General features: G+C 63.5%; 17 protein-coding genes. 6 read left to right on the top strand and 11 right to left on the bottom strand.

The annotated features are described in order from the left end of the window. Positions 1-155 precede the first annotated feature (155 nt). The 6 genes from ACOVRJ_RS04865 to ACOVRJ_RS04840 form a co-directional block, all read right to left on the bottom strand. Positions 156-1,031 (bottom strand): bifunctional transcriptional activator/DNA repair enzyme AdaA, encoded by an 876-nt coding sequence (locus tag ACOVRJ_RS04865; protein ID WP_422042771.1) that lies wholly within the window; start codon positions 1,029-1,031, stop codon positions 156-158. A 40-nt stretch (positions 1,032-1,071) separates the two neighbouring features. Next, entirely contained in the window at positions 1,072-3,930 is a 2,859-nt protein-coding gene (locus ACOVRJ_RS04860) for an ATP-binding protein (protein ID WP_422042770.1), read from the bottom strand. Further along, positions 3,927-4,847, bottom strand: a complete 921-nt coding sequence (locus tag ACOVRJ_RS04855; RefSeq protein WP_422042769.1) for a LysR substrate-binding domain-containing protein — start codon at positions 4,845-4,847, stop codon at positions 3,927-3,929. Before ACOVRJ_RS04855 ends, ACOVRJ_RS04860 begins: the two co-directional genes overlap by 4 nt. Before the next feature lie 140 nt (positions 4,848-4,987). Next, positions 4,988-6,019 (bottom strand): serine hydrolase domain-containing protein, encoded by a 1,032-nt coding sequence (locus ACOVRJ_RS04850; protein WP_422042768.1) that lies wholly within the window; start codon positions 6,017-6,019, stop codon positions 4,988-4,990. 73 nt (positions 6,020-6,092) lie between these two features. Further along, a complete protein-coding gene (locus ACOVRJ_RS04845; RefSeq protein ID WP_422042767.1) occupies positions 6,093-7,139 on the bottom strand; it encodes a DUF418 domain-containing protein in 1,047 nt (348 codons plus the stop codon). Next, positions 7,136-7,765, bottom strand: coding sequence for a TetR/AcrR family transcriptional regulator (locus ACOVRJ_RS04840; protein ID WP_422042766.1), 630 nt, complete (start codon positions 7,763-7,765; stop codon positions 7,136-7,138). Before ACOVRJ_RS04840 ends, ACOVRJ_RS04845 begins: the two co-directional genes overlap by 4 nt. Before the next feature lie 497 nt (positions 7,766-8,262). On the opposite strand from ACOVRJ_RS04840, the gene ACOVRJ_RS04835 reads away from it, so the two are divergent. Then, positions 8,263-9,216: a hypothetical protein gene (locus ACOVRJ_RS04835; protein WP_422042765.1), complete on the top strand. Its 954-nt coding sequence runs from the start codon at positions 8,263-8,265 to the stop codon at positions 9,214-9,216. Positions 9,217-9,236: 20 nt separating this feature from the next. Here ACOVRJ_RS04835 and ACOVRJ_RS04830 read toward each other — a convergent pair whose 3' ends face one another. Genes ACOVRJ_RS04830 through ACOVRJ_RS04820 form a run of 3 tightly spaced genes read right to left on the bottom strand, consistent with a single transcriptional unit; the run spans position 9,237 to position 14,180 of the window. Beyond that, positions 9,237-11,276 (bottom strand): S8 family serine peptidase, encoded by a 2,040-nt coding sequence (locus tag ACOVRJ_RS04830; protein WP_422042764.1) that lies wholly within the window; start codon positions 11,274-11,276, stop codon positions 9,237-9,239. Further along, positions 11,276-12,430 carry a phosphatase PAP2 family protein gene (locus ACOVRJ_RS04825; protein ID WP_422042763.1) on the bottom strand — a complete coding sequence of 385 codons (1,155 nt, stop codon included), beginning with the start codon at positions 12,428-12,430 and terminating at the stop codon, positions 11,276-11,278. Before ACOVRJ_RS04825 ends, ACOVRJ_RS04830 begins: the two co-directional genes overlap by 1 nt. Before the next feature lie 34 nt (positions 12,431-12,464). Next, on the bottom strand, positions 12,465-14,180 hold the full coding sequence (locus ACOVRJ_RS04820) for a tetratricopeptide repeat protein (RefSeq protein ID WP_422042762.1): 1,716 nt from the start codon (positions 14,178-14,180) through the stop codon (positions 12,465-12,467). A 267-nt stretch (positions 14,181-14,447) separates the two neighbouring features. On the opposite strand from ACOVRJ_RS04820, the gene panB reads away from it, so the two are divergent. Both panB and panC read left to right on the top strand, forming a co-directional pair. Continuing rightward, on the top strand, positions 14,448-15,254 hold the full coding sequence (gene panB / locus ACOVRJ_RS04815) for a 3-methyl-2-oxobutanoate hydroxymethyltransferase (protein ID WP_422042761.1): 807 nt from the start codon (positions 14,448-14,450) through the stop codon (positions 15,252-15,254). A gap of 42 nt (positions 15,255-15,296) precedes the next feature. After that, positions 15,297-16,130, top strand: a complete 834-nt coding sequence (gene panC / locus ACOVRJ_RS04810) for a pantoate--beta-alanine ligase (protein ID WP_422042760.1) — start codon at positions 15,297-15,299, stop codon at positions 16,128-16,130. A 75-nt stretch (positions 16,131-16,205) separates the two neighbouring features. Here the strand turns inward: panC and ACOVRJ_RS04805 are convergent, their stop codons facing one another. Next, entirely contained in the window at positions 16,206-16,628 is a 423-nt protein-coding gene (locus tag ACOVRJ_RS04805; protein WP_422042824.1) for an FKBP-type peptidyl-prolyl cis-trans isomerase, read from the bottom strand. A 265-nt stretch (positions 16,629-16,893) separates the two neighbouring features. Between ACOVRJ_RS04805 and ACOVRJ_RS04800 the strand changes: the two genes are divergently transcribed. Together ACOVRJ_RS04800 and yegQ are read left to right on the top strand one after the other, a co-directional pair. Then, the gene (locus ACOVRJ_RS04800) at positions 16,894-17,574 is read left to right on the top strand and encodes a peptidylprolyl isomerase (RefSeq protein WP_422042759.1); all 681 of its coding nucleotides are present in this window, start codon (positions 16,894-16,896) and stop codon (positions 17,572-17,574) included. 90 nt (positions 17,575-17,664) lie between these two features. Continuing rightward, positions 17,665-19,050, top strand: a complete 1,386-nt coding sequence (gene yegQ / locus ACOVRJ_RS04795) for a tRNA 5-hydroxyuridine modification protein YegQ (RefSeq protein WP_422042758.1) — start codon at positions 17,665-17,667, stop codon at positions 19,048-19,050. A gap of 7 nt (positions 19,051-19,057) precedes the next feature. On the opposite strand, the gene recG is transcribed toward yegQ, so the two are convergent. Further along, the gene (gene recG, locus ACOVRJ_RS04790) at positions 19,058-21,121 is read right to left on the bottom strand and encodes an ATP-dependent DNA helicase RecG (RefSeq protein ID WP_422042757.1); all 2,064 of its coding nucleotides are present in this window, start codon (positions 21,119-21,121) and stop codon (positions 19,058-19,060) included. A 230-nt stretch (positions 21,122-21,351) separates the two neighbouring features. On the opposite strand from recG, the gene ACOVRJ_RS04785 reads away from it, so the two are divergent. Beyond that, positions 21,352-23,724, top strand: a complete 2,373-nt coding sequence (locus ACOVRJ_RS04785; protein WP_422042756.1) for a YCF48-related protein — start codon at positions 21,352-21,354, stop codon at positions 23,722-23,724. Position 23,725: the final 1 nt, after the last annotated feature.

Genomic DNA, 23,725 nt, shown 5'->3' with positions numbered 1-23,725 from the left:
AGTCAAAAGCTTGGGGCCGCCAGAGCAGGCGCGCAATCCCTCGCTTTCAAGCACCGCCAGGCTCTGCCGCTGCACAAGTGAGCCGATGTCGTCGACGGAGACTTGAACGACGGGCCCTGGCGATTGCCTGGGCGACGCCAAAGCCAGACTTTCAGTTAAACAGCGGAAAAGCCGGTGCTAACTTCGCCTTTGTCGCCGCGCGCCAATTCCAGGCCCAACAGGGCACGTTTGGTGCGCGGCCCCCAGCGGTATTCGCCAAAGTCGGCATTGGCGCGAATCACCCGGTGGCAGGGGATCAGGTAGGCAATCGGGTTGGCCGCCACGCAACTCGCCACCGCCCGCACGGCCCGAGGTGCGCCCACCTGCCGCGCCAATTGGCCATAACTCAAGACCTGACCCTCGGGGATGCGCATCAGCGCCTGCCAGACCTTCAGCCGCAAAGACGTGCCAGACAAGGCCAGGCCGATCGGCCGACTCGGCCCCAGGCCGCTGATGCGCAGCTGCACCTCGTCCAAGACGGGGGCCAGTTCTTGCCTCGCCTCCTGCCACTTTGCGAGGGGCCACTGGATGCTCGCCGCAGCCAGCATCTCTTCGTCGCCGGCGCCTTGGCTGAACACCAGCGAAACCACGCCGCGCTCGCTGGCGGCCAGCCAGATCGGCCCCAGCAAGCTGTCGGCGCTGCTCCAGCGCAGCGTCTGGCCCGCCGCGCCATTTTTGAACTCGCCGGGGCTCAGGCCTTCTTGGCCGACGAACAAATCATGCAGGCGCGAGGGACCTGACAAGCCGGCGGACAGGGCCGCTTCCATCACCGAGTCGGCCTGCGCCAGGCTTTGCTTGGCGCGCTGCAAGGCCAGGGCCTGGCTGAACTCCTTGGGCGTGACGCCGGCCAGGCTGACAAAGCTGCGCTGGAAGTGGGAAGGACTTTGTCCGGCCGCGTCGGCCAATTCTTGCAAACCGGGTGCCACGTCGGCGGCGGCGAGCCGCTCAATGGCGCAGCGGATCAACTGGTAGCGAGCAGGGTGAGGGTCCATAGCGGCAAGCGGAGGGGGCGAAGCAAGGATGCCCGGATTGTCAAATCGCAGTGCCGCCTTGCCCACCCGATTCTTGCGCCGGCGCCGTGGATTTGGCTGCCGGCGCCTCCAAGGGCAGCAGCAGCACAAAGCAGCAACCCGGCTCCTGCTCGGGGTCCAGGCTCAGGCTGCCACCCAAGAGCGAGACAACGATGTTGTGGCTGATTGAGAGCCCGAGGCCGCTGCCGCCCTGGCCGAACTTGGTGGTGAAAAAGGGTTCAAAGATTCGCTGGGCATGGATGGGCTGAATGCCGACACCATCGTCATGAAAGCGCAGTTCCACCTGGCCTTCGTTCAAGCGGCGCGCATTCAGACGCATTTGCCCGCCGGCGCGATCACCGAAGCCGTGCAACATGGCGTTGTTGACCAGATTGCTGATGACTTGCCCCAAAGGGCCAGGGAAGCTGTTCATCACGATGCCGGCTGGAATGTCGGCCTCGAGGTAATGCCCTTGCTTGCGGATGCTGGCGCGCAGCGTGGCCAGCACCTGCTCACACATGCCGGCCAGCTCGAACTCGCGCATCTGCTCGGCGGTCTGGTCGACTGAGACCTGTTTGAAACTGGTGATCAGGCGGGCGGCGGTCTCCAGGCCTTGCATGATCAGTCGGGCCATCGATCGGGCCTCGGCCAAAAAGCCCTCCAACTCGCTGCGTCGCAAGGACTTGGCGGTGGCCGCCTGCTCCACCTCGCTGGTGCGCTGCTCCAGGGTGCTGGCCATCAAGAGGCTGTTGCCCAGCGGTGTGTTCAGCTCGTGCGCAATGCCGGCCACCAGGGCGCCCAGAGAGGCCAGCTTCTCTTGCGCGATCAACTGGGTTTGTGCCTGCTGCAGCCGCTTGTAGGCATTCGCGTTGTCCAGCGCTATCGCCAGATAGGCGTTCAGGGTGCGGAAGATCATCCGCTCATGTTCGCCGTAAGCATCGGCCTGCGGTGACTGCACCGTCACCACGCCGAGCAAGCGTTCGCCAATCATCAGCGGCGCGAACAAGGCGCTGAGCGTGCGCATGGTGCCCGGCACCTGGCTGGGGTCGCTGCCGTCTTGCGCCAGTTGGACGGACAGCTCGGCCCGCTCGCGCGCGCAATGCGCCGCGTTGGAGTCCGGGTCGCTCAGCGCAATGCGATCCGGCGGCAAGGTGTGGCCATCTTCCAGGCCAAAGATCGAATCGAGCGCCGGCCCGCTCTCGTCGAGCAAATAGACCTCGAAGGCCCGCGCATCCAACAAGGAAGGGATGTGCCGAACCAGCACCGAGAAAATCGAACGGAGGTCCAGCTGCCGGGTCAGCTCTTGGCCGATGCGGCCCAGCAACTCCAGCGTGTCGCTGTTGCGCTGCATCAGCTGCGCTTTTTGGCGCTCGGCTTCGGCCAGTTGGCGCAGATGTTCGGTCTGGGCGCGGGCGCTGTCGTTCAGATTGCGCAGCTGGATGGAGGCCAAGCGATTGGCCGCCTCCAGGCTGAGCGACTGTGCTCGCGACTGCGCCGCCTGCTGGCCGGCTTCATAAGCTTGTTCAAACCGGCCAGCCTCGGCATAGGCCTGGGCCAGCGCGTGCAAGAGCTCACCACTGCCTTTGTAGCCGGTGATGGCGGCGGCTTGTTCGCGGGCTTGCTCCAGGTAATGCAGGGCTAGATCGGCGGCAGGCAGGGGGCGCCGCTGTGCGATGCGGGCCAGCAGCAGGCCGAGCTGCACCCTCAATTCGGCCGCGCCGCGCTGCTGAGCCAGCAGCAGCGCTTGTTGCGCTTTGTGTTCGGCCGCGTCCAAGTCGCCTTCTTGCAGCAAGGCATGGGCGTGCCCGCGCAAAGCACTCAGCTGCAGATCGGCATAAGCGCCCAGGGCCTGCACTTCGTCGAAATAAGCCGAGGCCTGCCGGGGCTGGCCTTGGTCCAGTGCCAACCAGCCCAGGTAGTTGAGGCTGACCGAATGATTGCGTGTGCCCGGCCAGCGGGCAAAGCATTGCGAGGCCGCATTCAATTGCTCTTGCGCCAGGTCCAGGCGGCCGAGCTTGCGCAGCGTCTCGCCCAGCTGCATCTGGCAGGTGCCGATGCTGAAGGACCAGGCTTGATGGCGCGCCAGATTCAGCGCTTTCTCCATCCATTCCAGCGCGGCTTCGGGGTCATGCAAGTCATTGAAAACACTGCCGAGATTGGCCTGCGCGGCAATCGCCTCGCGCAGGCAACCCAGTTCGATCAAGGGTTCGATGACGGCCGAGAAGCGCTGGATGGCCTCGCTCAGGCGGCTGGCGCGCATGGCACGGTAGGCACCATAAAGCGCCAGCACTGGCGCCACGCGCGGCGACTGCTGGGCGGCATGGTTCTCAAAGTGATCGCCCCAATAAGCCTCGGCGGCATAACGGTCCATCATGCCGGCATAGCGCGCCTGGCTGCACTGCATCAACCATAGGCGCTCGGTGTCGCCGCAGCCTTGAGCTTGCTCGGCGCCAAGGGCCAGCCAGTCACAGCATTTCTGCGTGTTGCCCAGGCTGGAGGCCAAATGGGCCAGCACCCAGCAGGCATCGATGGCGTTGCCCCAATCGCCTGCCTCGCAGGCCGCCTGAAAGATCTGCTCTGCCACCGCGCCATCTTGGGCCGACTCATTGCGCAGTCGGCGCACATCGATGGCCGTCAGCTGCAGACGCCAGCGCAGGGACTGCAGTTGCAGCGCGCTCAAGGCCGCCGCGGGCAGATCGAGCAAGGTGCGCTCGGCCTCATCGGCCACCTGCAAGGCCAAGCTGGAGTCACGTTCGCGCAGGTGCCAGGCCCAATGAACCTGGGCCATCAAACCTTCGGGCTTCGCCAGACCTGCCGCTTCCTGCGTCAGGGCCTCGACCTCGGCATTCAACTCGTACAGGGCCGGCGAGTCCTGCTTCATGACAGCCGTTTCACCCCGTCCAGTGGGCAGCCGTAGACCGCGTTGCGCAGCGCCGCAATGGCCTCGTAGCGGGTGAAGGTCTTGCGCCAGGCCAAGACCACCCGGCGGCTCGGTGCCGTTCCTTTGAAGGGGATGAAGCGCAGATGGGCTTGCTCTTCTTTGGGCACGCTCAAGGCCGGCACCACGGTGACGCCAATGCCCGAGGCCACCATGTGTTTGATGGTCTCCAGCGATGAGCCCTCAAAGCTCTTGCTGATGCCTTCGGCATTGCTGCTGAAGCGGGCGAACTCGGGGCAGACCTCCAGCACCTGATCGCGGAAGCAGTGGCCGGCGCCCAGCAGCAACATGGTTTCTTGCTTCAGCTCCTCGGCGCTGACCTCGCTGCGGCTGGCAAAGGGGTGGTTGGCGGGCACGGCGATCATGAAGTCTTCGTCGTACAAAGGCGCCACGGCCAAGCCGCTGTCGGGGAAGGGCTCGGCCATGATGGCGCAGTCCAGCTCGCCGGTGCGCAGCATCTCCAGCAGCTTGACGGTGAAGTTCTCTTGCAGCAGCAAAGGCATCTGCGCATATTGCTCGATCACGCCCTTGACCAGGGCCGGTAGCAAATAGGGGCCGATGGTGTAGATGATGCCCAGGCGCAGCGGGCCGGCCAGCGGGTCTTTGCCGCGCTTGGCGATTTCTTTGATGGCGCTGGCTTGCTCGATGACGGACTGCGCCTGGCGCACGATGTCTTCGCCCAGGGCGGTGACGCTGATCTCATTGGCGCCGCGTTCGAAGATCTTCAGGTCCAGCTCTTCTTCGAGCTTTTTGATCGCCACGCTCAGCGTGGGCTGCGAGACATGGCAGGCTTCCGCCGCGCGGCCGAAATGTCTTTCGCGGGCCGCGGCGACGATATAGCGTAGCTCGGTCAGGGTCATGCTTGGCTCCTCCAGACCCTGCATTGTGCTTGGCATTGGGGCCTTGACCCGCAGCCTCTTGCGCGAGTTCGGCCTGTTTGAGCGAACTCGCGCTTTTGATTGCTTGCTTGCGCGCTCAGCCAGCAGGACGGAGTGCCGGCCTAGTCGCTGGCGTTTGCAAGCGCTTGAAGGAGGGTTTCACCGACATCGATGGTCGATGGGCTTCCTGAGTCGTTGTTGCTGAGAACGCAGACAAACAGGCTTCCGTCCGCGGTGCGGGCGCTGTAGCTGGCAAAGCCGCTGATGCCACCGTCGTGATCGATCAGGTCGAGGTCGTGGAGTCGTCGCCTTTCAAATCCATAGCCGTAGTCGTTGCTTTCGCCACTGGGCAGGGCAGTCGTGGCCCACATCTGTTGCCAGGCGGCGGCAGGCAGCAAGCTTTCCTGCGCAATGCTGTTCTCCCAGCGCGTCATGTCGTCAATGGTCGAGACCAGCGCACCGGCTGCGTACGGTATGGCCATGCTAACGGGCGGCGCGAGCTGCAAATCGGGTTCCTCGGTATAGCCTTGGATGGGCCAGAGGTCGCCAAAGCCTTCTAGGGCGGTGCTTCTCATGTTCAGTGGCTTGAAGAGGTTTTCATCGAAGAACTGGGCCAGGCCAGTGCCTGACACTGCCTCGATCACCAGGCCCAGCAAGAAGTAGCCCGAGTTGCTGTAGGAGAACTTGGCACCGGGAGCAGCCATCAGAGGGGCATGTTGAAACAGATCCAAGACTTGCTTGTGCGACAGGTCTTGCGCTTCGATGGCTTCAAAGGCTTCGCTGTCGGTAAAGCAAACCAGGCCAGCCGTGTGGTTCAGCAAATGTGCCAGTCGAATGCCCCGACCTTGCTTGGGATAGTTCGGCAGATGGGTGTGCAGCGTGTCTTGGACGGCGAGTTGCCCGCGCTCTTGCAAGAGCATGATGGCTGCGGCGGTGAACTGCTTGGTCAAGGAGCCGATGCGGAAGACACTGTCGATGGACATCGGCGTGCCCTTTTGCAAGTCCGCCAAGCCGTAGGCCGCCCGATGGAGGATGCAGCCCTCTCGAGCGATCACCACGGTAGCACCGGGCCGATCAGCCGGATACGTTTTTTCGAGGAATTGTGCAAGCGTTGGCGCCAGATTTGACAAAGGACTTTTTGAATGGACGTGCATGAAAAATTTCTTCAGTTGGGTTCAGCGTAGGCTCGCCAGCCTTGACAGATAGGCGTCGGTCGCAAGACCAGAGTTAGGTTCGGGTTAGCCATCGCATCAAGCCCTCCACAGGCCCCTGCCGAAAGCGCAGAGACCACGCCCATGCGAACAGCCCCGCCAGCAGTGCAAAGCCTGCGGCGGCTGCCACGACCTCTACAAGCCCTGACTGACGCAAAGGCGGCAGCAGCCCCAGCGCCTCCAGCGTGCCCATGCCGATGAGGATGTGCGCCAGGTACAGCGTCAGCGTCATGCGGCCCATGGGGGCCAGCCATTGCCAGCTGCGGCCGCCACGCACGGCCAGCAGTGCCAAGCCGATCAGCGCGGTGGCGATGCCGCCGGCCGTCAGCATGTAAAGCGGCGATGGCGGCAGCGGTTGCAAGCCGATCAAGCTTTGCCACTGCGTGCCTAGATATGCCAAGCCAGCCTGGTGCGATGCCAAGCCGAGCAGCGCAGTGGCAGCACCTCCCGCAAGCAGTCGCTTTGCAGTTGCGGGCTGTTCCAGTTGCAAACCCTGCAGCCACATGCCCCAAACCAGAAAAGCGCCCCACGGCAAGACCGGGTGCCAGCCGTTGAACAGGGTGTGGCGTATCAGCACCGGTGCGCTGCTCAAGGTTTCGTAGCTCAAGGTCGGCCAATGCCAGCCGGCGTTGTAGTCGAAGAACCGGGCCAAAAGTGGCCACGCCAGGATCAGGCCTGCGGTGATCCAGGGCCAGAACGACCTCGCCAGCCCCAGTACCAGGCCGCCCAGCAAGAAGTAGACGGCGTAGTAATGCAGGATGTCCGGCGGAAAAATCATCAAGTTCAAGCCGCCCACGGCAGCCAAGAACAGCGCCCGGCGAGCGATCCATGTCCAGAGTGCGCGGCCCTGCAACTTGCGCGTGGCCAGCGCCAAGCCCATGCCGGCCAGCACAACAAAGAGCGCCGCTGCGCGCCCTGACAAGGCTTCGACAGCGCCTTGCAGCCAAGCAGGGGCCTTGGGATCTTGGTCGACGCCCAGGGCCACGCGGAAGTTCACCACCAGCATGCCCAGCAATGCCCAGGCTCTGGCCAGGTCGAGCCCGCTCAAACGTGGGGCCGTCATGTTTGTTTGGGCGCGTGCCCCTTGGCGACGACCGGCGGCAGCAGAGCTTCGAGCAAATATGAAAGGCGGCTGGTCGACCGCTCGGCGGGGACCTGCGCCCGGGCCAGGGCCTTCACAATGCAATGGCCCTCGATGGCGTCCAACAGCAAGCTGGCAAGATCCGGCGCGGCCATGCCCTGCGCCAACTCGCCGCCGGCGCGAGCCTGTTCCAAGGCTGCAGCCAAGGTCAGGACCAGGCGGCTGCGCGTGGCCAAAAAAGGCTGGGCCAAGTCGGGCTGGCGCAGTAATTCCGAGAGAACCTCGGCCGCCAGCATCAAGCGCGCCGCATCCTGATGCAGGGCCGCGTAGTCGCGGGTGAATTGCAAGATGCCGCTGCGCCCGCGGGGCTGCGTCAGCTGGGCCTCCAGAGGCGCCAGTTCGGTGGACTCCATCTGTGCAATCTCGGCAATCAGCGCTGACTTGCTGTCGAAATGGTTGTACAGACTCCCCAGGCTGACGCCCGCTTGGGTGGCGATGTCACGCATGCTGGTCTGGTGAAAGCCCTTGACCACAAAGCAGTGCAGTGCCGCCTCCAGCAGTTGTTCGCGACGTGCAGCCGTCGCTTGGGCTCGTTGTGAATCAGTCACGATCTTGATGATTGAATGAACGTTCGTTCAGTGTAGTCGAAGTTCAATGGACAGGCGGAGGCGGCTGACATGCCAGTGCCGGTATTCCATTCAAGCTGCCCGACCATCTGAGCTGGGAAGCTAAAGCCCAGCTCGTTCAAGGCCATGCTTGGCAAGGCGGCTTTGGTCCGGCCTCCTTTTCAGTTGGAGACAGGGCGAGTCTCTGCCCTATTTTTGGTGGGAGTCTCTTGGCCGGCCTTGCTCGAGGATGCCCAGCTCTCACGCTTTGGAGGGTCTGGTCAGTTGAGGCCGGCACGCTGACAATCCGCGACTTCGCAGAGCCGCCGGCCGGACGGCAGGTCTGGCCGACTCCTCTGTGATTGGTCCTTTCAGAAGGGCCGCCAAGAAAAGAAGGCGCAGCCTTTTCGTCCACCTACGTAGAACCACAAGCGAGAAAGCGCTTCTTCCATATGTTTGAACACCACAACCCCGTAAGCATTGCCAGCCGCGTAGGCGCGATGCTTCTTCTCGCAGTCTGCCTCTTGCCAACAAGCCAGGCGGCTAGCCCCAAGCTCAAGCACAAGTCCGCAGCCCAGGCACCCAGCGCCGATGAGATTGAATTGCGCTTCTTCCCCCTGCCTCAGCAGCGCCACCATATTCACTCGGTGATGGCCATGAAGATGGACATGCGCTTGGAGCCAAGCGAGGGCATGAGCGAGGAAGAGCGTGCAAAGGTTGCGCAGGCCATGCAGGCGGCCAAGATGCCTTTGACCATGCGCAGCGAGTTCGATCAGCAGATGACGACGACTGCGGTCGACAAGCAAGGCAACTTCCAACTGCTGCTGCGCGGCACCAGCCTGCCCATGGAAGTGAGCAATGCCTTGGGCGAGCGCGTCGGTCCGCCCAGCACGCCCATGGATATCAAAATCGATGCCAGGCTGAACCAAAAGACGGGCAGCTATCAGGCGATGAAGCTAGCAGGCCTCGATGCCGCTGCCAGTGGCATGTCTGAGGGCCTGCTGAATCAGTTGCTGAACGGCATGCGCGCCCTCGAAGGGCGTCGCCTCAAGGTCGGCGAGTCGGCCGAAATGCCGCTGGACATGGCATTGCCGATTCCAAAGACGCCAGGCATGAATATGACGATGTTGGGCCGCTACACCCTGCTCAAAGTGCAGGACGGCGTGGCCGACTTTGATGTCGGCGTGACCATGAACATGAGCCTGAGCCCCGATGCAGCAACTGCAGCTGTTGAGGTCAGCAATGAGTCTGCCCCTGCAAGCGAGCCCACACCTTCGATGAACGCTGCGGGCAAGGGCCAAGGCCGCATGAGTCTCCGGCTGGCTGACCGGCTCGTGCTGAACCAGCAGATGGAAATGAGCATGAAGATGCAGATGAGCGCTGCCGGCAAGCCCCCGGTGCAAATGGTGCTGGACATGAATCTGGCTGCGACGGGCAAGAATCTGAAGCGCTGAGAGGAAAGAGGAACTCCAATCTAGGCTTTTGAGTTCGTGGGTCGCAGCGCCCGCCCAAGGCCGCGCGGCTTGCGCTTCTTGGCCACGCTGCTGTGGCCCTCCTCTCCTTCATCACTCAGAAAGACCCGCCAAGCCTCGGGCGCGCTCGGCCGGCCGCCTTGAGCCAGGCGATTGGCCCAGTGCCGCGCAGCCACCGGGGCGGCCACACTGGTGCCGCCCATGCGGGCCTCGCTGCCGGAGAGCACGCCGGCCGCGATCAGGCCGTAAGCCATGGGGCCTTCGTCGGCCACGGCGCGGATCAGGAGATGGGTGTCGCCCGAGGGCTTGAGCTGGGCGGTGTACAGCGAGTCGCGGTCGTCTTCGGTGTGGGCGGCGCCCACCATCAAGGGCAGCTTGCCGGTGGCCAGGCCGTTGAGGCTGCCGGCCGCGCCTAAGTGCAGGCCTTGGGCCTCCACCAGCACCGATTGCACCGGCGCGGGGTCGGTCCAACGTGGTAAGTCCCCCTGGATGCGTGCCTCAATGTTCAAAGCATGTGTCCCGGCATTGTGCAACTCGATCACCCAACGCCCCGCGGGCACACCGCCGCGCTCGCCACGAACCGGCGCGAAAGACAGCTGGGCGCGGCTTCGGCCGGCGTCTAAGGCCTGCAGATGAAAGCGCCCGAGCAAGCGGCTCGGGTCTTTTGGGCCCTGGCCTTGCGAGGGTTGTTCTTGGACGAGGTCGAGCTGTTCTCCCAGCTTCAAACATGGCGACCACACCGGCGCCAGCACGCGCAGCTCCAGAGCCGTTGCGGCCTGCTTCTCGCCCTTCTTGAGCCCGGTGGCGCTTGCCGAGCGGCACCAGAGCTCCAAAAAGCTGTCGGTCGGGTCGCCCGGTTGCAAGCGCCATGTGAGCCGAGCGCTGCAGCCCGGGGCCAGCGTCCCGGCGGCATTGGTGCCGCTGCTGGGGTCGTTCAAGAGGTCGCCGCCGTTGTTGCCGGCGGCAAACACGACCAAGAGTTGCGGCCGCTTGCGCATCAAATCGTCGATCGCTCGCTCCAGCGCTGAGGTGCTGTCATGCGGGCCGGCGAGCGCGCCCAGGCTGATGTTGACGACGACGGCGGCTTGTGGTGCCCGTGCTTCGGCCTCGCTGAGGATGTGGTGCAGGGCGTCCAGAATCTGCGCCACACAGGCGGCGCCGGTGGTCTGCCCCTCCAGGCTTTGGGGTACCGAAACCAGCACCAAGGGCGCATTGGCGGCGGCATCGAGCTCGACGGGTTTGGCATTGGCCGGGTTGCGGCGTCGGGCGGGCAGGCCAGCCAGGGTGTCGAGCACATGGGTGGCGTGGTCGGGTTGCTCGGTGGCGGCGGCAAGCAGCAAGTCATCGAGCCCCAGCATTTTGTAGAGCGCCGCTTCCTCGCTTGGCTTGCCGGCGCTGCGCCGTTGCAGCTTTAGCAATGCGGCCCGATCGAGTTCACGGCCATAGCCGGCCGGCGCCACCCGCCAAGGCGTGCCCGGTTCCTTCGGGGGCAGCGTGCCTTGGTCCCAGTAAGACAGGATTCGACAAGTTTTGCGGCCACCGGGGGCGAGAAACACCTGGTTCAGGAAGGCGCCGCCGTGGTCAATGCTGCCCAGGACCAGCGGAATCTTCTTGTCGCTGCGGGCTCGGCGGGGGCTTGGCGCGCGCGCCTTGGCAAAGTCCACCGGCAGCGGCTGAGATAGTTCACAGTCGGGCAAGGCCTTGCGCAAGTCGGCCACGATGTTGGTTTGCGCCCAGAGCGTGACCCATTCGGTGTCCTTCGGGCTCGCAGGGTTGAGGCGCAGGCGCGAGCCTTTGCGCGTCAACACTTGGGCCGCGGCCTCCTTACGCCGCGCCAGCAGTGGCAACCAAGCCGGTTCTTCAGCTTGGTTGAGCAAGGGCGGGAAGCCTCGCCATGCGCTGGCCAGTGCCCAGTCGAGGTAGGGATCACCGGGCGTGCAGGTGGCGGCGCCCTGCCAGCTCAGAGGCTCCGGCTGAGGGCTCGGCGTGGCGCCGCCAGCGGCCGGCACGGGCGTCGCAAGGGAAGAGGCGGCGTAACTCATCACGCGGCGGCGGCAGATGCGGCAGCCCTGCCGATATTCCATTCTTTGCAGACCAAGTCCCAGAGCCGGGTGTGATCACTCAGCACCGGCAAGCTGGGGGTCTCTGGCGTGGCGGCGACTTCCCCGCATTCGGGGCTTTGCGCCGGTGCCAAGTCCTCATGGGGCTGGGCCAGGTTCGGCGCGCCGAAACCAGCATAGCCAAACTGCAGCAGGCTGGGGGGCGCAGGAAGCTCGCCAACGCTGGCCAAGAGGAAGCGCGCCACGCCTTCGCCCAACAAGCGGCCGGCCAAGCTGTCAACCGGGTAGTGAACCCCGGCGACCACGCGGTTCTCGGCAATGCGCAGCGCCATGCGGATCAGCACCTGGGCCTGCAACTCAGGCATTCGAGCGCGGTGCATCAGATGGCTCAGCAGGGTCGCGACCAGATGCGACTCGCCGGCATGTCCGCTGGGCAGGCTGCCATGGCTGGGCACCTCGATCATCGGGAACAGGCTGGGCCTGATTTGATGTGGGCGCGGGCAAGCCAGGGTTTGCTTGATGCGCATCTGCACCGCCATCTGCAGGGCCAGGGCCACCTCAATCAGCTCCAAGGTGCGCGGCATGCGGTGCCAGGGCATTTGCGCGGCGCTGAGCAAAAAGCTCAGGGCATCGCTAGCTTGGGCGTGGATTTCTTGGAACCGCACCTCGCGCAGCGGCACCAGATCATCGACCAGCCTGGCTTGCGCGATGAAGTAGGGCAGTGGTGGCCGACGCATGCTGAGCAGGGGGCGCCACGCCAGGCCTCCCGAGCCAAGGCTGAGTTGTTCGAGAAAAGCGGTTTCCGCGCTGTCGTCGGCGCGCACCCGCAGGCCGCTCAGGGCCTCCATCAACAAAGACTGCGCCCGGTGTGCCGCGCCGTAATGCAACCAGGGGGCGGCGTCAAAACCCGGGCAAGGCGCGGGCGGATCGGGGTCCGCCAGGCCCTGGGTCAGATAGCCTTGCATGCGGACCAGGCAGGCGCTGCCAAGCCAGTTGCTGCCGGCGGTGTAGTTCCTGTTGGGCCCAACTCCCGCATTGGGGCCTACCCCCGCGTTGGGCCCAACGCCAGCGTTTGGGCCGACTCCGGCGTTGGGGCCGACACCGGCCAAGAGATTGACGATGCTCAAAGTGCTCATTCGGTTTCTCCCTGAAAAGTGCTGGGAATCGAGTTCAGAGCAAAGGCATGCCGGCCTCTGCGAGGGCCTTTGCGAAGTCTTCGGCATGGGGGGTATTGCGGCCCCAGTAGCGCGTCTTGAAGAGGCCAACGGTGGTGTCGGGCCATATCTGGCGCAGGCCGTGCATAGAAGCTTGGGCTTGCGTCGCTTGGCCCAAACGCACCTGCGCCACAGAAAGATAGAGCAAGGTGGGCGCATGGCTTGCGCACAAGCGCAAGGATTGCTGTGCATGCAGCAGCGCTTCGCTGTATTGCTGATGTGCGAGCAAAGCGTGGGCCAGTGCAGCTTCCAGAAAGTACTGCCAGGGGTCCAGCGGCGACAGGGCCAGGCCCAGCCGAGCTGACTCACAGGCCTCGCGGGTTTGGTTGCTATAGGTTTGGGCCAAAGCTTGAAACGACCAGGCCAGTGCGCAGCTGGGGTTGTGCTGCAAGGCCTGTTGATGATGCGCGAGGGCTTGCTGAAGATCTCCGCGAATGGACAGCGTATGACCGAGCAAGGTGAGCGCCAGGGCATGGCCTGGGTCCAGATCCAGGGCTGCTTGTGCGAAGGCTTGAGCTTGGGTGGCCGCTTCGTCTATCGTCCCATGGCCCTGCACGCCCTTCAAGATATGCCAAAACGCCAACCAAGCCAGCGGCTCGGCCGCTTGCGCTTGCTTTTGGCTGAGTTGGCTGAGCATCTGGCCCGATTGCTCCAGGCATCCGGGCGAGAGCTTGTGCATCAGCTGGGTGGCGGCGCTGAAGAGTTGGTAGTTCTCCAAAGAGTCCCAGACCAGGGTTTTGCTGACCGACAAGCTGGCGTGCAACAAGAGCCGATGCACGTCGGCGCAGGCCTCTTGCAGCGCGAAGGCCTCGCCATAAAGCAGGTCTTCCAGCTTGCATTCCAGCCGCTCTTGCCAGAGCGGCGGGCCGCTGTGGCCGGCCTGCTTGTCGTGCAAAGACAGCTGCAAAAACAGCTGATCGCCCACACCCACACTGCCTCGGCACTGCAGCACATGGTGGGCTTGCAGATGCTCAAACGCATCGGCCAAGGCCTGGCGTGAATGCCGCAAGCCCCGGCTCGAGCGGGCCGACACCACCTGCAACTGCGAGGAGCGTGAGAGCGCGACGATCAAGGTGTCGGCCACCAAATTGGCCATGGCCAGCAAGCGCGTCGAGTTGCCGCCCAGATCAGGCGGCAGCACGGCGAGGATGGCGCCGAAGTCGGAATGCTGAGGCTGAACTTGTGTCGGCATGTCGTGCTCGATGCTGAAGACATGAATCGCGCTGCCACTCGCATCTTCGCGAGCGCCCCGGTCGTGCAAATCCAGGCGCCAGGGTTGATCTAGCTGATCAATCGCTTGAGCGCTCAAGCAAAGCCCGCCCAAGTCAGCGGTGGCCGCGAGGCGTCGCGCGATGGCGATCTCGGCCGACTGCGGCTTGGCGGGATCGCCCATCGCATGGATGCCGCAGCGAAAGCGCAGCCGGCGCGGTGAAGGGCCGGCGTTGTGCTGTTGCTGCAAATGCACGGCCGCTTCGACCAGAGACTGGGTGTCATGACTGGTGACGGCGAGGTTCGCCTCGTCCAGGGGCAAGCTCAGTTCACGTGGGGGTTTGGGCAGCGCCGAAAGCAGGGCCTCGCTGACTTGCTTGCAACTCGCCTGCGCATGCAGCGGACTGAGCAGATGCCGCGGGTCAAAAATGACATCCAGGACGGCGGCCTTTGGGGCCCCCATGTCACTTGACCCATCAAGGTCCAATTCGGCCATGCTGCTCCTTATCACCGGTACGGGCTGATGCGGCTTGCTGGCGCATTATGCGCACAGGGGGCGAGTCGTGACAAATCGCACATTTCGCAGCCCTGGCGGCCGGGGATGGCGGATCAGGGGCTAGTCTTGCCGCCCTAGACCCGGCCTAGAGCAAACCCTGGGGTACCCGGCTACACTGCGGCCGAAATGCGAGCGACCTGCTTGCGCACTCGACCCGACGACCAAGGTGGACCCATGACTGAACGTAAACCGATGAGCCTGCAGCGCCTGTTGGACATGCACGCCAGCGGCGACAAGATCGCCATGCTCACCTGCTATGACGCCGCCTTCGCCAGCGTGCTCGATGAGGCCGGCGTGGATGTGATGTTGGTCGGCGATTCGCTCGGCAATGTCTTGCAGGGCCAAAGCAGCACCGTGCCGGTGACGCTGGACGAGATGGTCTATCACACCCGCTGTGTGGCGCGCGGCCGCAAGAGCGCCTGGATCATTGGTGATCTGCCTTTCGACAGCTATCAGAGCTCGACGGCCGAGGCCTGGAAGAGCGCGGCTGCCCTGGTCAAGGCCGGCGCCCATATGGTCAAGCTCGAAGGTGGCGGCTGGACCGCGCCGGTGGTTCGCTTTCTGGTCGAGCGCGGTATCCCGGTCTGCGCCCATTTGGGCCTGACGCCGCAAACCGTCACCATGCTGGGCGGCTACAAGGTGCAGGGCCGCGAAGACGCTGCTGCTGCTTTGATGAAGCAGCAAGCGCAAGAGCTGGTGGCGGCGGGCGCGCAGATGCTGGTGCTGGAAATGGTGCCTTCAGCCCTGGCCGCCGAGCTGACGCAAACCCTGGGCATCCCCGTCATCGGCATCGGCGCCGGTGTGGGATGCTCGGGCCAGGTGCTGGTGCTGCACGATATGTTGGACGTGACCCCGGGCCGCCGCCCGCGCTTCGTCAAGAACTTCATGCAAAGCGCTTCCTCGGTGCAAGACGCGGTGCGCCGCTATGTCGGCGAGGTGAAGGCGCAGACCTTCCCGCAGAACGAACTCCACGGTTATTGACCGGCCCTGAGCCAAGCGCAGACGCCGCGAACAGGTTTTTCTATGCAAGTCATTCACACAATTTCTGAATTGCGCCAAGCCCTGGCGGGCCAAAGTCAGCGCGCTTTTGTGCCCACCATGGGCAGCTTGCACGACGGCCATCTGGCCCTGGTGCGCCAAGGGCGGGCGGCCGTGGGCGAGGGCGGTGCGGTCATCGCCAGCATCTTCGTGAATCGCCTGCAGTTCGCGCCACACGAGGACTTTGACCGTTACCCCCGCACCTTGGAGCGTGATGCCGGTTTGTTGGCCGGTGCCGGTTGCGACTATGTGTTTGCGCCTGCCGAGGGCGAGCTGTACCCCGAGACCCAGGGCTACAAGCTGCACCCGCCCTCGGAGCTGTCCGACATCTTGGAAGGCCATTTCCGCCCCGGTTTTTTCATCGGTGTCTGCACCGTGGTGGCCAAGCTGTTCAATATCGTCCAGCCTTCCATCGCCTTGTTCGGCAAGAAGGACTACCAACAGCTGATGGTGCTGCGCCGCATGGTGGCGCAGATGGCCCTGCCGATCGAGATCATTGCCGGTGAAACCCAGCGCAGTGCCGAGGGCTTGGCTCTGTCTTCACGCAATGCCTATTTGAGCGAGGCCGAGCGCAGCGAGGCTTTGCGATTGAGCCAGACCCTGAAGACGCTGATCGCTCGCTGGCAGGCGGGCGAGCGCGACCTCGCCAAGCTCGAAGCCGAGGCCATCCAGCATCTGCGCGCGCATGGCTGGCAGCCCGACTATGTGACACTGCGGCGTCAGCATGATTTGGGCGCTGCTGTTGAGGGTCAGCCTTTGGTCGCCCTGGCCGCAGCCAAGCTGGGCGCTACACGCCTGATCGACAATCTCGAGGCTTGATCAGCGGGTGGTGTGAGGCGTTGGCTCCTTGAGTGCTAAGCAGCACCAGCCGTTGCTGCGCCTCCTGTCCTTGCTCTACTTAACGCTCAGCAATTCAACGTCGAACACCAGGGCGGCGTTGGGCGGAATGCTTGCTCCTGCGCCTGAGGGGCCATAGGCGAGGCTGCTGGGGATGATCAGGGTGCGCTTACCGCCCACCTTCATGCCTGCGACGCCCTGGTCCCAGCCCTTGATCACCTGGCCTACACCCAATGTGAATGAGAACGGCGTGCCACGGTCGATCGAACTGTCGAATTTGCTGCCTTTCAAGCCGGTGGCTTTGACGTCATACAGCCAACCGGTGTAGTGAACGGTGGCCGTCTTGCCAACATCTGCAAGCGCGCCCGTGCCGACCAAGGTGTCATTGGTTTGCAAGACGGTGATTGAGGCCGAGCCAGACGTATCGGTCGATGCCGAGGAACCAGCCTCGCCACCGCCGCCGCAAGCGCTGAGTCCCAAACTGCAAGTAATGGCGATCACGAGCGCCGTCGTGGAAGAGATCTTTTTGAACATTTGGTTCTTCTAGGAAGGGAGCAAAAATGGTTGCACAAAGTGCTGCGCAGTCTAGTGCAAGTCGGATTTAAAACTTGGAGGCACCCCCCCACTAGGCATGCGAGCGGCACTTGCATGGCTCTTGGTAACAGCGTGTAAGTGCGCTGCCGGGTGTCATCGGCCGACTGAGAGCGCGCGTTGAGAACAGGACTGTGTTTCAGGAGTCCGCTCAATGCGCTCTTTTCTTTTGCGTGCTTCGATCAGCGCCGCTCTTGTGATTTCACTGGCCGCTTGTGGCGGCGGCAGTGGTGATGAGGACTATCGCCCGCCGCCATTGCCCGCGCCAACGCCCAATCCCAACCCTTACCCCAACACCCTGAGTTGCAGCAACGAAGGCTTGGCCAAATCGGCCCTGAGCAAGCTGCCCACGGTGTGCATGCTGACCAGCAGCGGCGAAATCGTCTTCGAGCTGTATTCGGACACGGTGCCGAACACGGTCAATAACTTCCTGCGCTATGTGGCGGACGGCGCCTACAAGAACACCTTGTTCCACCGCGTCGACCGCGACTTCATCATCCAGGGCGGTGGCTACACCAGCGGCATGGTGGAGCGCTACCCCAGCTATGCGCCCATCCCGCTGGAGTCGCGCGAGTACAACCTGCCGGGCACCATCGCCATGGCGCGACGCAGCGACCCCAACAGTGCCACCAATCAGTTCTTCATCAATGTGAAGGACAACCCCAGCCTGGACTACCAGTCGGCCGACAAGCCCGGTTATGCGGTGTTTGGCCGCGTCATCTCCGGCATGGCCACGGTCGAGGCCATCAACGCGGTGCCGGTCTATGCCTACAGCGATGTGGACCTGCGGCCGCGCCAGGAAGTGTTGATTTACTGGGTGCAGCGGCTGAAGTGAAGGCTTGTTGAGACTTCTTTGACCTGCGGCAAGGCGGGCGAGGGCGGCACTTTTTAGACTGGCGGGTTGTTTGTCACCGCCAGCCCGACCATGTCTTTGCACAAGTCCCCCGAACTGCTCTTGCCCGCGGGCGATCTCGATCGCATGCGTGCCGCCTTTGACTTTGGCGCCGACGCGGTCTACGCCGGCCAGCCGCGCTACTCGCTGCGCGCCCGCAACAACGACTTCAAGCTTGAGAACCTCAAGACCGGCATTGCCGAGGCGCATGCGCGCGGCAAGAAGTTCCTGGTCGCCAGCAACATCCTGCCGCACAACGGCAAGCTGAAGAACTACCTGGCCGATATGGAGCCGGTGGTGGCGATGAAGCCCGACGCGCTCATCATGGCCGACCCCGGCCTGATCATGATGGTGCGCGAGCGCTGGCCCGAGCTGCCCATCCACCTCTCGGTGCAGGCCAATACGGTCAATTACGCAGGGGTGAAGTTCTGGCAGAAACAGGGGCTGAAGCGCGTCATCCTCTCGCGCGAGCTGAGCCTGGACGAGGTGGCGCAGATCCGCCAGGAATGCCCGGACATGGAGCTGGAAGTCTTCGTCCACGGCGCGCTGTGCATCGCTTACTCGGGCCGTTGCCTGCTGTCGGGCTACTTCAACCACCGCGACGCCAACCAGGGCACCTGCACCAATGCCTGCCGCTGGGATTACAAATTAGGCGATGCCTTTGAAGACGAAGCCGGCCAAGCTCAGGCGATTCAGTTCGACTTCCACAAGGCGATGCAGCAGGCCGACCAAGACTTTGCTGCCGCAGGCGGCACGCCCCGCCATCCGCTGGCCGATCGCACCTATCTGATCGAAGAGTCCCAGCGTCCCGGTGAGTTGATGCCCATCCAGGAAGATGAGCATGGCACTTACATCATGAACTCCAAGGACCTGCGCGCGGTGGAGCATGTGCAGCGCCTGGTGGAGATTGGTGTCGATTCGCTGAAGATCGAGGGCCGCACCAAGAGCCGCTACTACGTCTCGCGCGCCGCCCAGGTCTACCGTCGTGCCATCGACGACGCCGTGGCCGGCCGGCCCTTCGACCCGACCCTGCTGGGCGAGTTGGACGGCCTCTCCAACCGCGGCTACACCAGCGGCTTCTACCAGCGCCATCGCAGCCAGGACCTGCAGAATTACCTCGACGGACACTCTAAGGCCAAGCGCAGCCAGTTCGTTGGCGAAGTGGGCGCGGTGGCGGCCGACGGTTGGGCCGAGATCGAGGTCAAGAACCGCTTTGCCGTTGGTGACCGCCTGGAGATCATCCACCCCAACGGCAACCGCGAAATCACGCTTCAGGCCTTACGTGGCCGCGAGGGCGAGTCGGTGCAGGCGGCGGCCGGCAATGGCGTTAAGGTCAGTTTGCAGTTGCCGGCCGAGCTGCAGGGCGCCTTGATCGCGCGTTTGTTGGATCCGGTGGAAGCGGGAGTGGCAGCCGACTGAGCCTCCCTTAGGCCTTCAAAAACTCCGCTTTCGAGCCCAGCCAGCGTTCCACTTGGCGCCGGGCCGCTTGCGGGTATTTGTCCAGCAATTGCGGCGCCAGTCGGCGCGCGGCTTGCAGGAGGCCCGAGTCTTCTTGCAGGTCGGCAAAGCGCAGCAGCTCGGCGCCGCTTTGGCGTGCACCCATGAACTCGCCGGGGCCTCGAATCTCCAGGTCGCGTCGGGCGATCTCGAAACCATCATTGGTTTCGGCCATGGCCTTCAGCCGCGACTTGCCGGTGTCGGACAAAGGGCCGGTGTAGAGCAGCACACAAACGCTGGCCACCGCGCCGCGCCCGACCCGGCCGCGCAACTGGTGCAGCTGGCTCAGGCCAAAGCGCTCGGCATGCTCAATCACCATCAGGCTGGCGTTGGGTACGTCCACGCCCACTTCAATCACCGTGGTGGCGACCAGCACACTGGTGCGCCCGGCTGAAAATTCCGCCATCACCGCCGCTTTGTCGGCTGGCGCCATGCGGCCATGCAGCAGGCCCACGGCATAACCTTCCAGTGCGGCGGAGAGCTCCGCATGCGTCTCGGTGGCGTTATTCAGGTCCAGCGCTTCGCTCTCTTCGATCAAGGGGCAAACCCAATAGACCTGTGCGCCCTTGTTGGCCACTTCGTCGTGGATCTTTTCGATCACATTGAAGCGCTTGCCATCGGCAAACACCTTGGTGACGATGGGGCTGCGGCCGGGTGGCAACTCGTCGATGGTGGACACCGCCAGATCAGCGAAGTAGGTCATGGCCAAGGTGCGCGGAATCGGCGTCGCGCTCATCATCAAGAGATGCGGCTCCAAGTCCATCGAAGCCAGCTTTTTGCGCAGGGCGAGACGCTGGGCCACGCCGAAGCGGTGCTGCTCATCGATGATGGCCAGGCCTAGCTTGGCGAACTTGACCTTGTCCTCGATCACCGCGTGGGTGCCGATGACCAGTTGAGCCGAACCATCGGCGGCCGCGTCCAGCATCTTTTGGCGCGCCTTGCCTTTCACGCTGCCGGTCAGCCAAGCCACTTTCAGGCCTAGCGGCTCCAGCCAGCCGATCAGCTTCTTGAAGTGTTGCTCGGCCAGGATTTCGGTCGGCGCCATCAGCGCGCATTGCCAGCCGGCATCAATGGCCACGGCCGCCGCCAGCGCCGCCACGACGGTCTTGCCCGAGCCCACATCGCCTTGCAGCAGGCGGTGCATCGGCTGCGGCAGCGCCAGTTCCTGGGCAATCTCTTCGCTGACCCTTTGCTGCGCGCCGGTCAGGCCGAAAGGCAAAACGCCCAAGAGCTTCTCCACCAGGCCGCCGCGCTGCGCCTTCAGGGCCGGTGCCTTCAGCAAGGCGCGTTCGCGCTGCGCTTGCATCTGGCTGATCTGCTGGGCCAGCAACTCCTCGAACTTGAGCCGTTGCCAGGCCGGGTGGCTGTGGTCCTCCAGCGTCATCAGCCGCGCCTGCGCCGGCGGGTGATGCAAAAAGGTCAGCGCATCGCGCAAGCTGGGCAGGCTGGGCGGCACCACGCCGCTGGGCAGCAGTTCACCCAGATCCGCGCGCTTCAGCCCGGAAGCAATGGCGCGGCGCAAATAGGTCTGCGGCAAGCCATTGCTGGCCGGGTAGACCGGGGTCAGCGCGGTGGCCAGCGGCGTGTCCTCGCTGACTGCCTTGAAGGTGGGGTGCACCATCTCGCGGCCAAAGAAGCCGTGGCGTAACTCCCCGCGCACGCGGATGCGCTGGCCCACGGCCATGGTTTTTTGGTGGGAGGGATAGAAATGGATGAAGCGCAAGAGCAGGTCGCCGCTCTCGTCTTCCATGCGCACCAGCAGCACGCGGCGTCCGCGTGTCTCGACGCGGCATTCGATCACCTCGCCCTCGCACTGCACCGTCTCGCCCTCGCGCGACTGGCCAATCGGTGTCAGCCGGGTCTCGTCCTCATAGCGCATCGGCAGGTGCAGAGCCAGGTCGATATCGCGCAGCAGGCCGAGCTTTTCCATCGCCTTTTGCGGCGCGGACTTGGGCTTGTTGGCGGTATTGGTTTTGGCATCGACCTCGGGCATGGGCGCGATTCTGCCTTGGCTGCGCAAGGCCACAGGGTGCAGGCTGAAGCTCGGCCAGACTTGGAGCACCTTGGATGGGGTTGGCAGAAAGTAAATGCGCTGGTGTTTACCCCTTCCCTCCTTCGAGGGGGGGGCGCCATGGGCGCTCTTGTCCGTCGATACACTCCGCGGCGCATTCGAGCCCTGAGTCGCTTCGCTCATGCGCATGAAGAAAAAACTGGGAGAGAAAATTGAAGAAAACCGTACAAGTCATGACCGTCTCGGTCTTGGTGGCAAGTCTCTTGAGTGCCTGCGGCGGAGGCGGCGACAGCAGCTCCCCGGAGCCGACCAAGCCCACAACGCCCGCCACCGTCATTCCAGAGACCTTGGCCATCAAGGCGGCTGCAAGTGCTGATGTGGGCACGGCGGCCAGCTTTGACAACAGTGCTTCCGCACTTGCAGGCTTGAAGTTTGCGTGGAGCTTTGGCGACGGCTCCAGCAGCACCGAGGCGAGCCCCAAGCATGAGTACGCCAAGGTGGGTGACTACGATGTGAGCTTGAAGGTCAGCAACGAAGACGGGGCTTTCAAGGAGCTGAAGTTCCGCGTTAGCGTGAACAACCGCGCGCATGTCAAGGGCTTGGCCTGTACTGGCGCAGCAGACAGCGGCTGGTGCTGGCAGCAGCCCAAGCCCAGCGGCAATAGCCAATCGGAGATCTTCTTCCTGGACGCCAAGACCGCATGGTCGGTGGGAGAGCAAGGCGAGATTTTCAAGACCGTCGACGGTGGCAAAACCTGGGCCAAACAGAACACCGGCTTGCGCTCACCGCTGGTGTCGGTCAAGTTCATCGATGCCAACAATGGCTGGGCCGTGGGTAGTCTGGGTGCGGTGCTGCGCACCACCGACGGTGGCGCCACCTGGATCCAACAAGCCTCGTGGCTGAAATTCGATGCCTACTGGCAAGGGGCTCCATCCGCGTTGCATGTGATCGGCCCCAACACCGTGTTGGTGGTGATGGATGACTACCTGAGCGTGAGTACCGATGGCGGCGCCAGCTGGGTTCAAAACCAGGGTCGGCCGAGTCAGGTGGGCCTTGACGGGACCTTGTGGACTCAGAGCTACGACAAACTGCTCAAATCAACGGACTTTGGCAAGACCAGCAAGGAAGTCTTTAGTTCTCCTAAGGGATTTAGCGCTCCGCCTACCTTGTTGGGCACGACCGGGCTTGTGCTCACCCGTGTCAATTCAATGTGGGACAGCAACACGGGGCAGAATCGCACGACGACCGAGTTGATTCGAAGCCAAGATGCCGGTGCAACGTGGGAAACGATAGAAGCCAAGGGGTTGCCGACTAACGAGTATCTGTACATCTATCGCATCGAGTTCACCGATGCCATGAACGGCCTGCTGATGACCGGCAACTCGGCCTTGTATCGGACGGTAGATGGCGGGCGCAATTGGGTGGCAGTTCAACTTCCTGCGCTCGGCAATGCCTATCAATACGACCTGCGCTTGCTGTCCGGCGGAAAAATCTATCGTCAAGTGTCTGGCTCGGCGGGTGCGGAGCACAACTTCAGTGAGGACGGCGGCCAGACATGGCGCAAGATATCAGTCCCCAAGGGCCAATACAGCTTGGGTGAGCCGAAGCAGCTGGGCGAGAAGACTTGGTGGGTGAAGTCCAATGTCAACAGTTTCTATCTCAGCAGCGATGGCATGCAGACCTGGACCCTGATCTCCGGGCCAGACGCTGAATCCGTACAGCGCTCCTTCCGCGCGACATGGTTCTTCGATGCCAAGCGGGGCCTGGCCTTGAACGCGGCGGGCGAGTTGCAAGAAACTCTCGACGGAGGCTTGAGTTGGCAAGTGAAGTTGAAGGACTTGGTCTCGCCTCAGTACGGCGACACCCGCTTTCAATTCACTTCGGCCAGCAAGGGCTGGCTTTTGGCCGGCGATGGCAAGGTCTATCGCAGCGAGGACGGCGGCGCCAGTTGGTCCGCACCTTTGAGCAGCAGCCGCCGTATCAGCGCCTTCCACTTTGTCGACGACAAAAACGGCTTTGCCGTCTCCAGCGAGTACTCGTCGGAAGATAGCGCTGAAAAGCCTGTGATGTTGGCGAGCACCGATGGTGGCCAGAGTTGGTCCAAAGCCGGTCGATTTGTGCCGAATACCAGCAGCATTCAATTCAGCTCGGCTCTGAAGGGCGTGGCGGTCGGCGCCGGGGGGCGAATCGCGGTGACCGAGGATGGCGGCAAGACTTGGGTCAACCGGTTCACCGGTGTTTCAGCAAGTTTGAATCGCGTGCTCTACACTGATGCCAAGACAATTTGGGTCGTGGGTGAGCGGGGTGTCGTGTTGCAGTCGGTGGATGGCGGTGTGAACTGGGTGCTGGCGCAACAAGGCGATTCGGCTGATTTGCTGGACATCCAGTTCCTGGATGCCCAGCGCGCTTGGATCGTTGGCAGCCTAGGCGCCATGCTGGCCACACAAGATGGCGGCAAGTCTTGGCAGCGCGTCTACACCGGCACGCAGAAAAAGCTGAACAAAGTCTTCTTTGTGGATCCGCGCACCGGCTGGGTGGCCGGTGAAGACGGCAGCTTGCTGGCCACCGGCACGGGCGGCATTTAAG

Origin of the sequence: Roseateles sp. (genome assembly GCF_049240545.1) — a bacterium.
Lineage (GTDB): Bacteria > Pseudomonadota > Gammaproteobacteria > Burkholderiales > Burkholderiaceae_C > Paucibacter_A.
The sequence above is the reverse complement of the archived record's forward strand: the minus strand, read 5'-3'. Positions and strand labels throughout refer to the sequence as shown.

Excerpts from the sequence above, each read along its gene's own strand:
- ACOVRJ_RS04825 (WP_422042763.1), bottom strand. The coding sequence starts at position 12,430 with ATGAGCACTTTGAGCATCGTCAATCTCTTGGCCGGTGTCGGCCCCAAC.
- panC (WP_422042760.1), top strand. The coding sequence starts at position 15,297 with ATGCAAGTCATTCACACAATTTCTGAATTGCGCCAAGCCCTGGCGGGC.
- yegQ (WP_422042758.1), top strand. The coding sequence starts at position 17,665 with ATGTCTTTGCACAAGTCCCCCGAACTGCTCTTGCCCGCGGGCGATCTC.
- ACOVRJ_RS04845 (WP_422042767.1), bottom strand. The coding sequence starts at position 7,139 with ATGACGGCCCCACGTTTGAGCGGGCTCGACCTGGCCAGAGCCTGGGCA.
- ACOVRJ_RS04860 (WP_422042770.1), bottom strand. The coding sequence starts at position 3,930 with ATGAAGCAGGACTCGCCGGCCCTGTACGAGTTGAATGCCGAGGTCGAG.
- ACOVRJ_RS04850 (WP_422042768.1), bottom strand. The coding sequence starts at position 6,019 with ATGCACGTCCATTCAAAAAGTCCTTTGTCAAATCTGGCGCCAACGCTT.
- ACOVRJ_RS04830 (WP_422042764.1), bottom strand. The coding sequence starts at position 11,276 with ATGAGTTACGCCGCCTCTTCCCTTGCGACGCCCGTGCCGGCCGCTGGC.
- ACOVRJ_RS04865 (WP_422042771.1), bottom strand. The coding sequence starts at position 1,031 with ATGGACCCTCACCCTGCTCGCTACCAGTTGATCCGCTGCGCCATTGAG.
- ACOVRJ_RS04835 (WP_422042765.1), top strand. The coding sequence starts at position 8,263 with ATGCTTCTTCTCGCAGTCTGCCTCTTGCCAACAAGCCAGGCGGCTAGC.
- recG (WP_422042757.1), bottom strand. The coding sequence starts at position 21,121 with ATGCCCGAGGTCGATGCCAAAACCAATACCGCCAACAAGCCCAAGTCC.
- ACOVRJ_RS04820 (WP_422042762.1), bottom strand. The coding sequence starts at position 14,180 with ATGGGGGCCCCAAAGGCCGCCGTCCTGGATGTCATTTTTGACCCGCGG.
- ACOVRJ_RS04800 (WP_422042759.1), top strand. The coding sequence starts at position 16,894 with ATGCGCTCTTTTCTTTTGCGTGCTTCGATCAGCGCCGCTCTTGTGATT.
- ACOVRJ_RS04855 (WP_422042769.1), bottom strand. The coding sequence starts at position 4,847 with ATGACCCTGACCGAGCTACGCTATATCGTCGCCGCGGCCCGCGAAAGA.
- panB (WP_422042761.1), top strand. The coding sequence starts at position 14,448 with ATGACTGAACGTAAACCGATGAGCCTGCAGCGCCTGTTGGACATGCAC.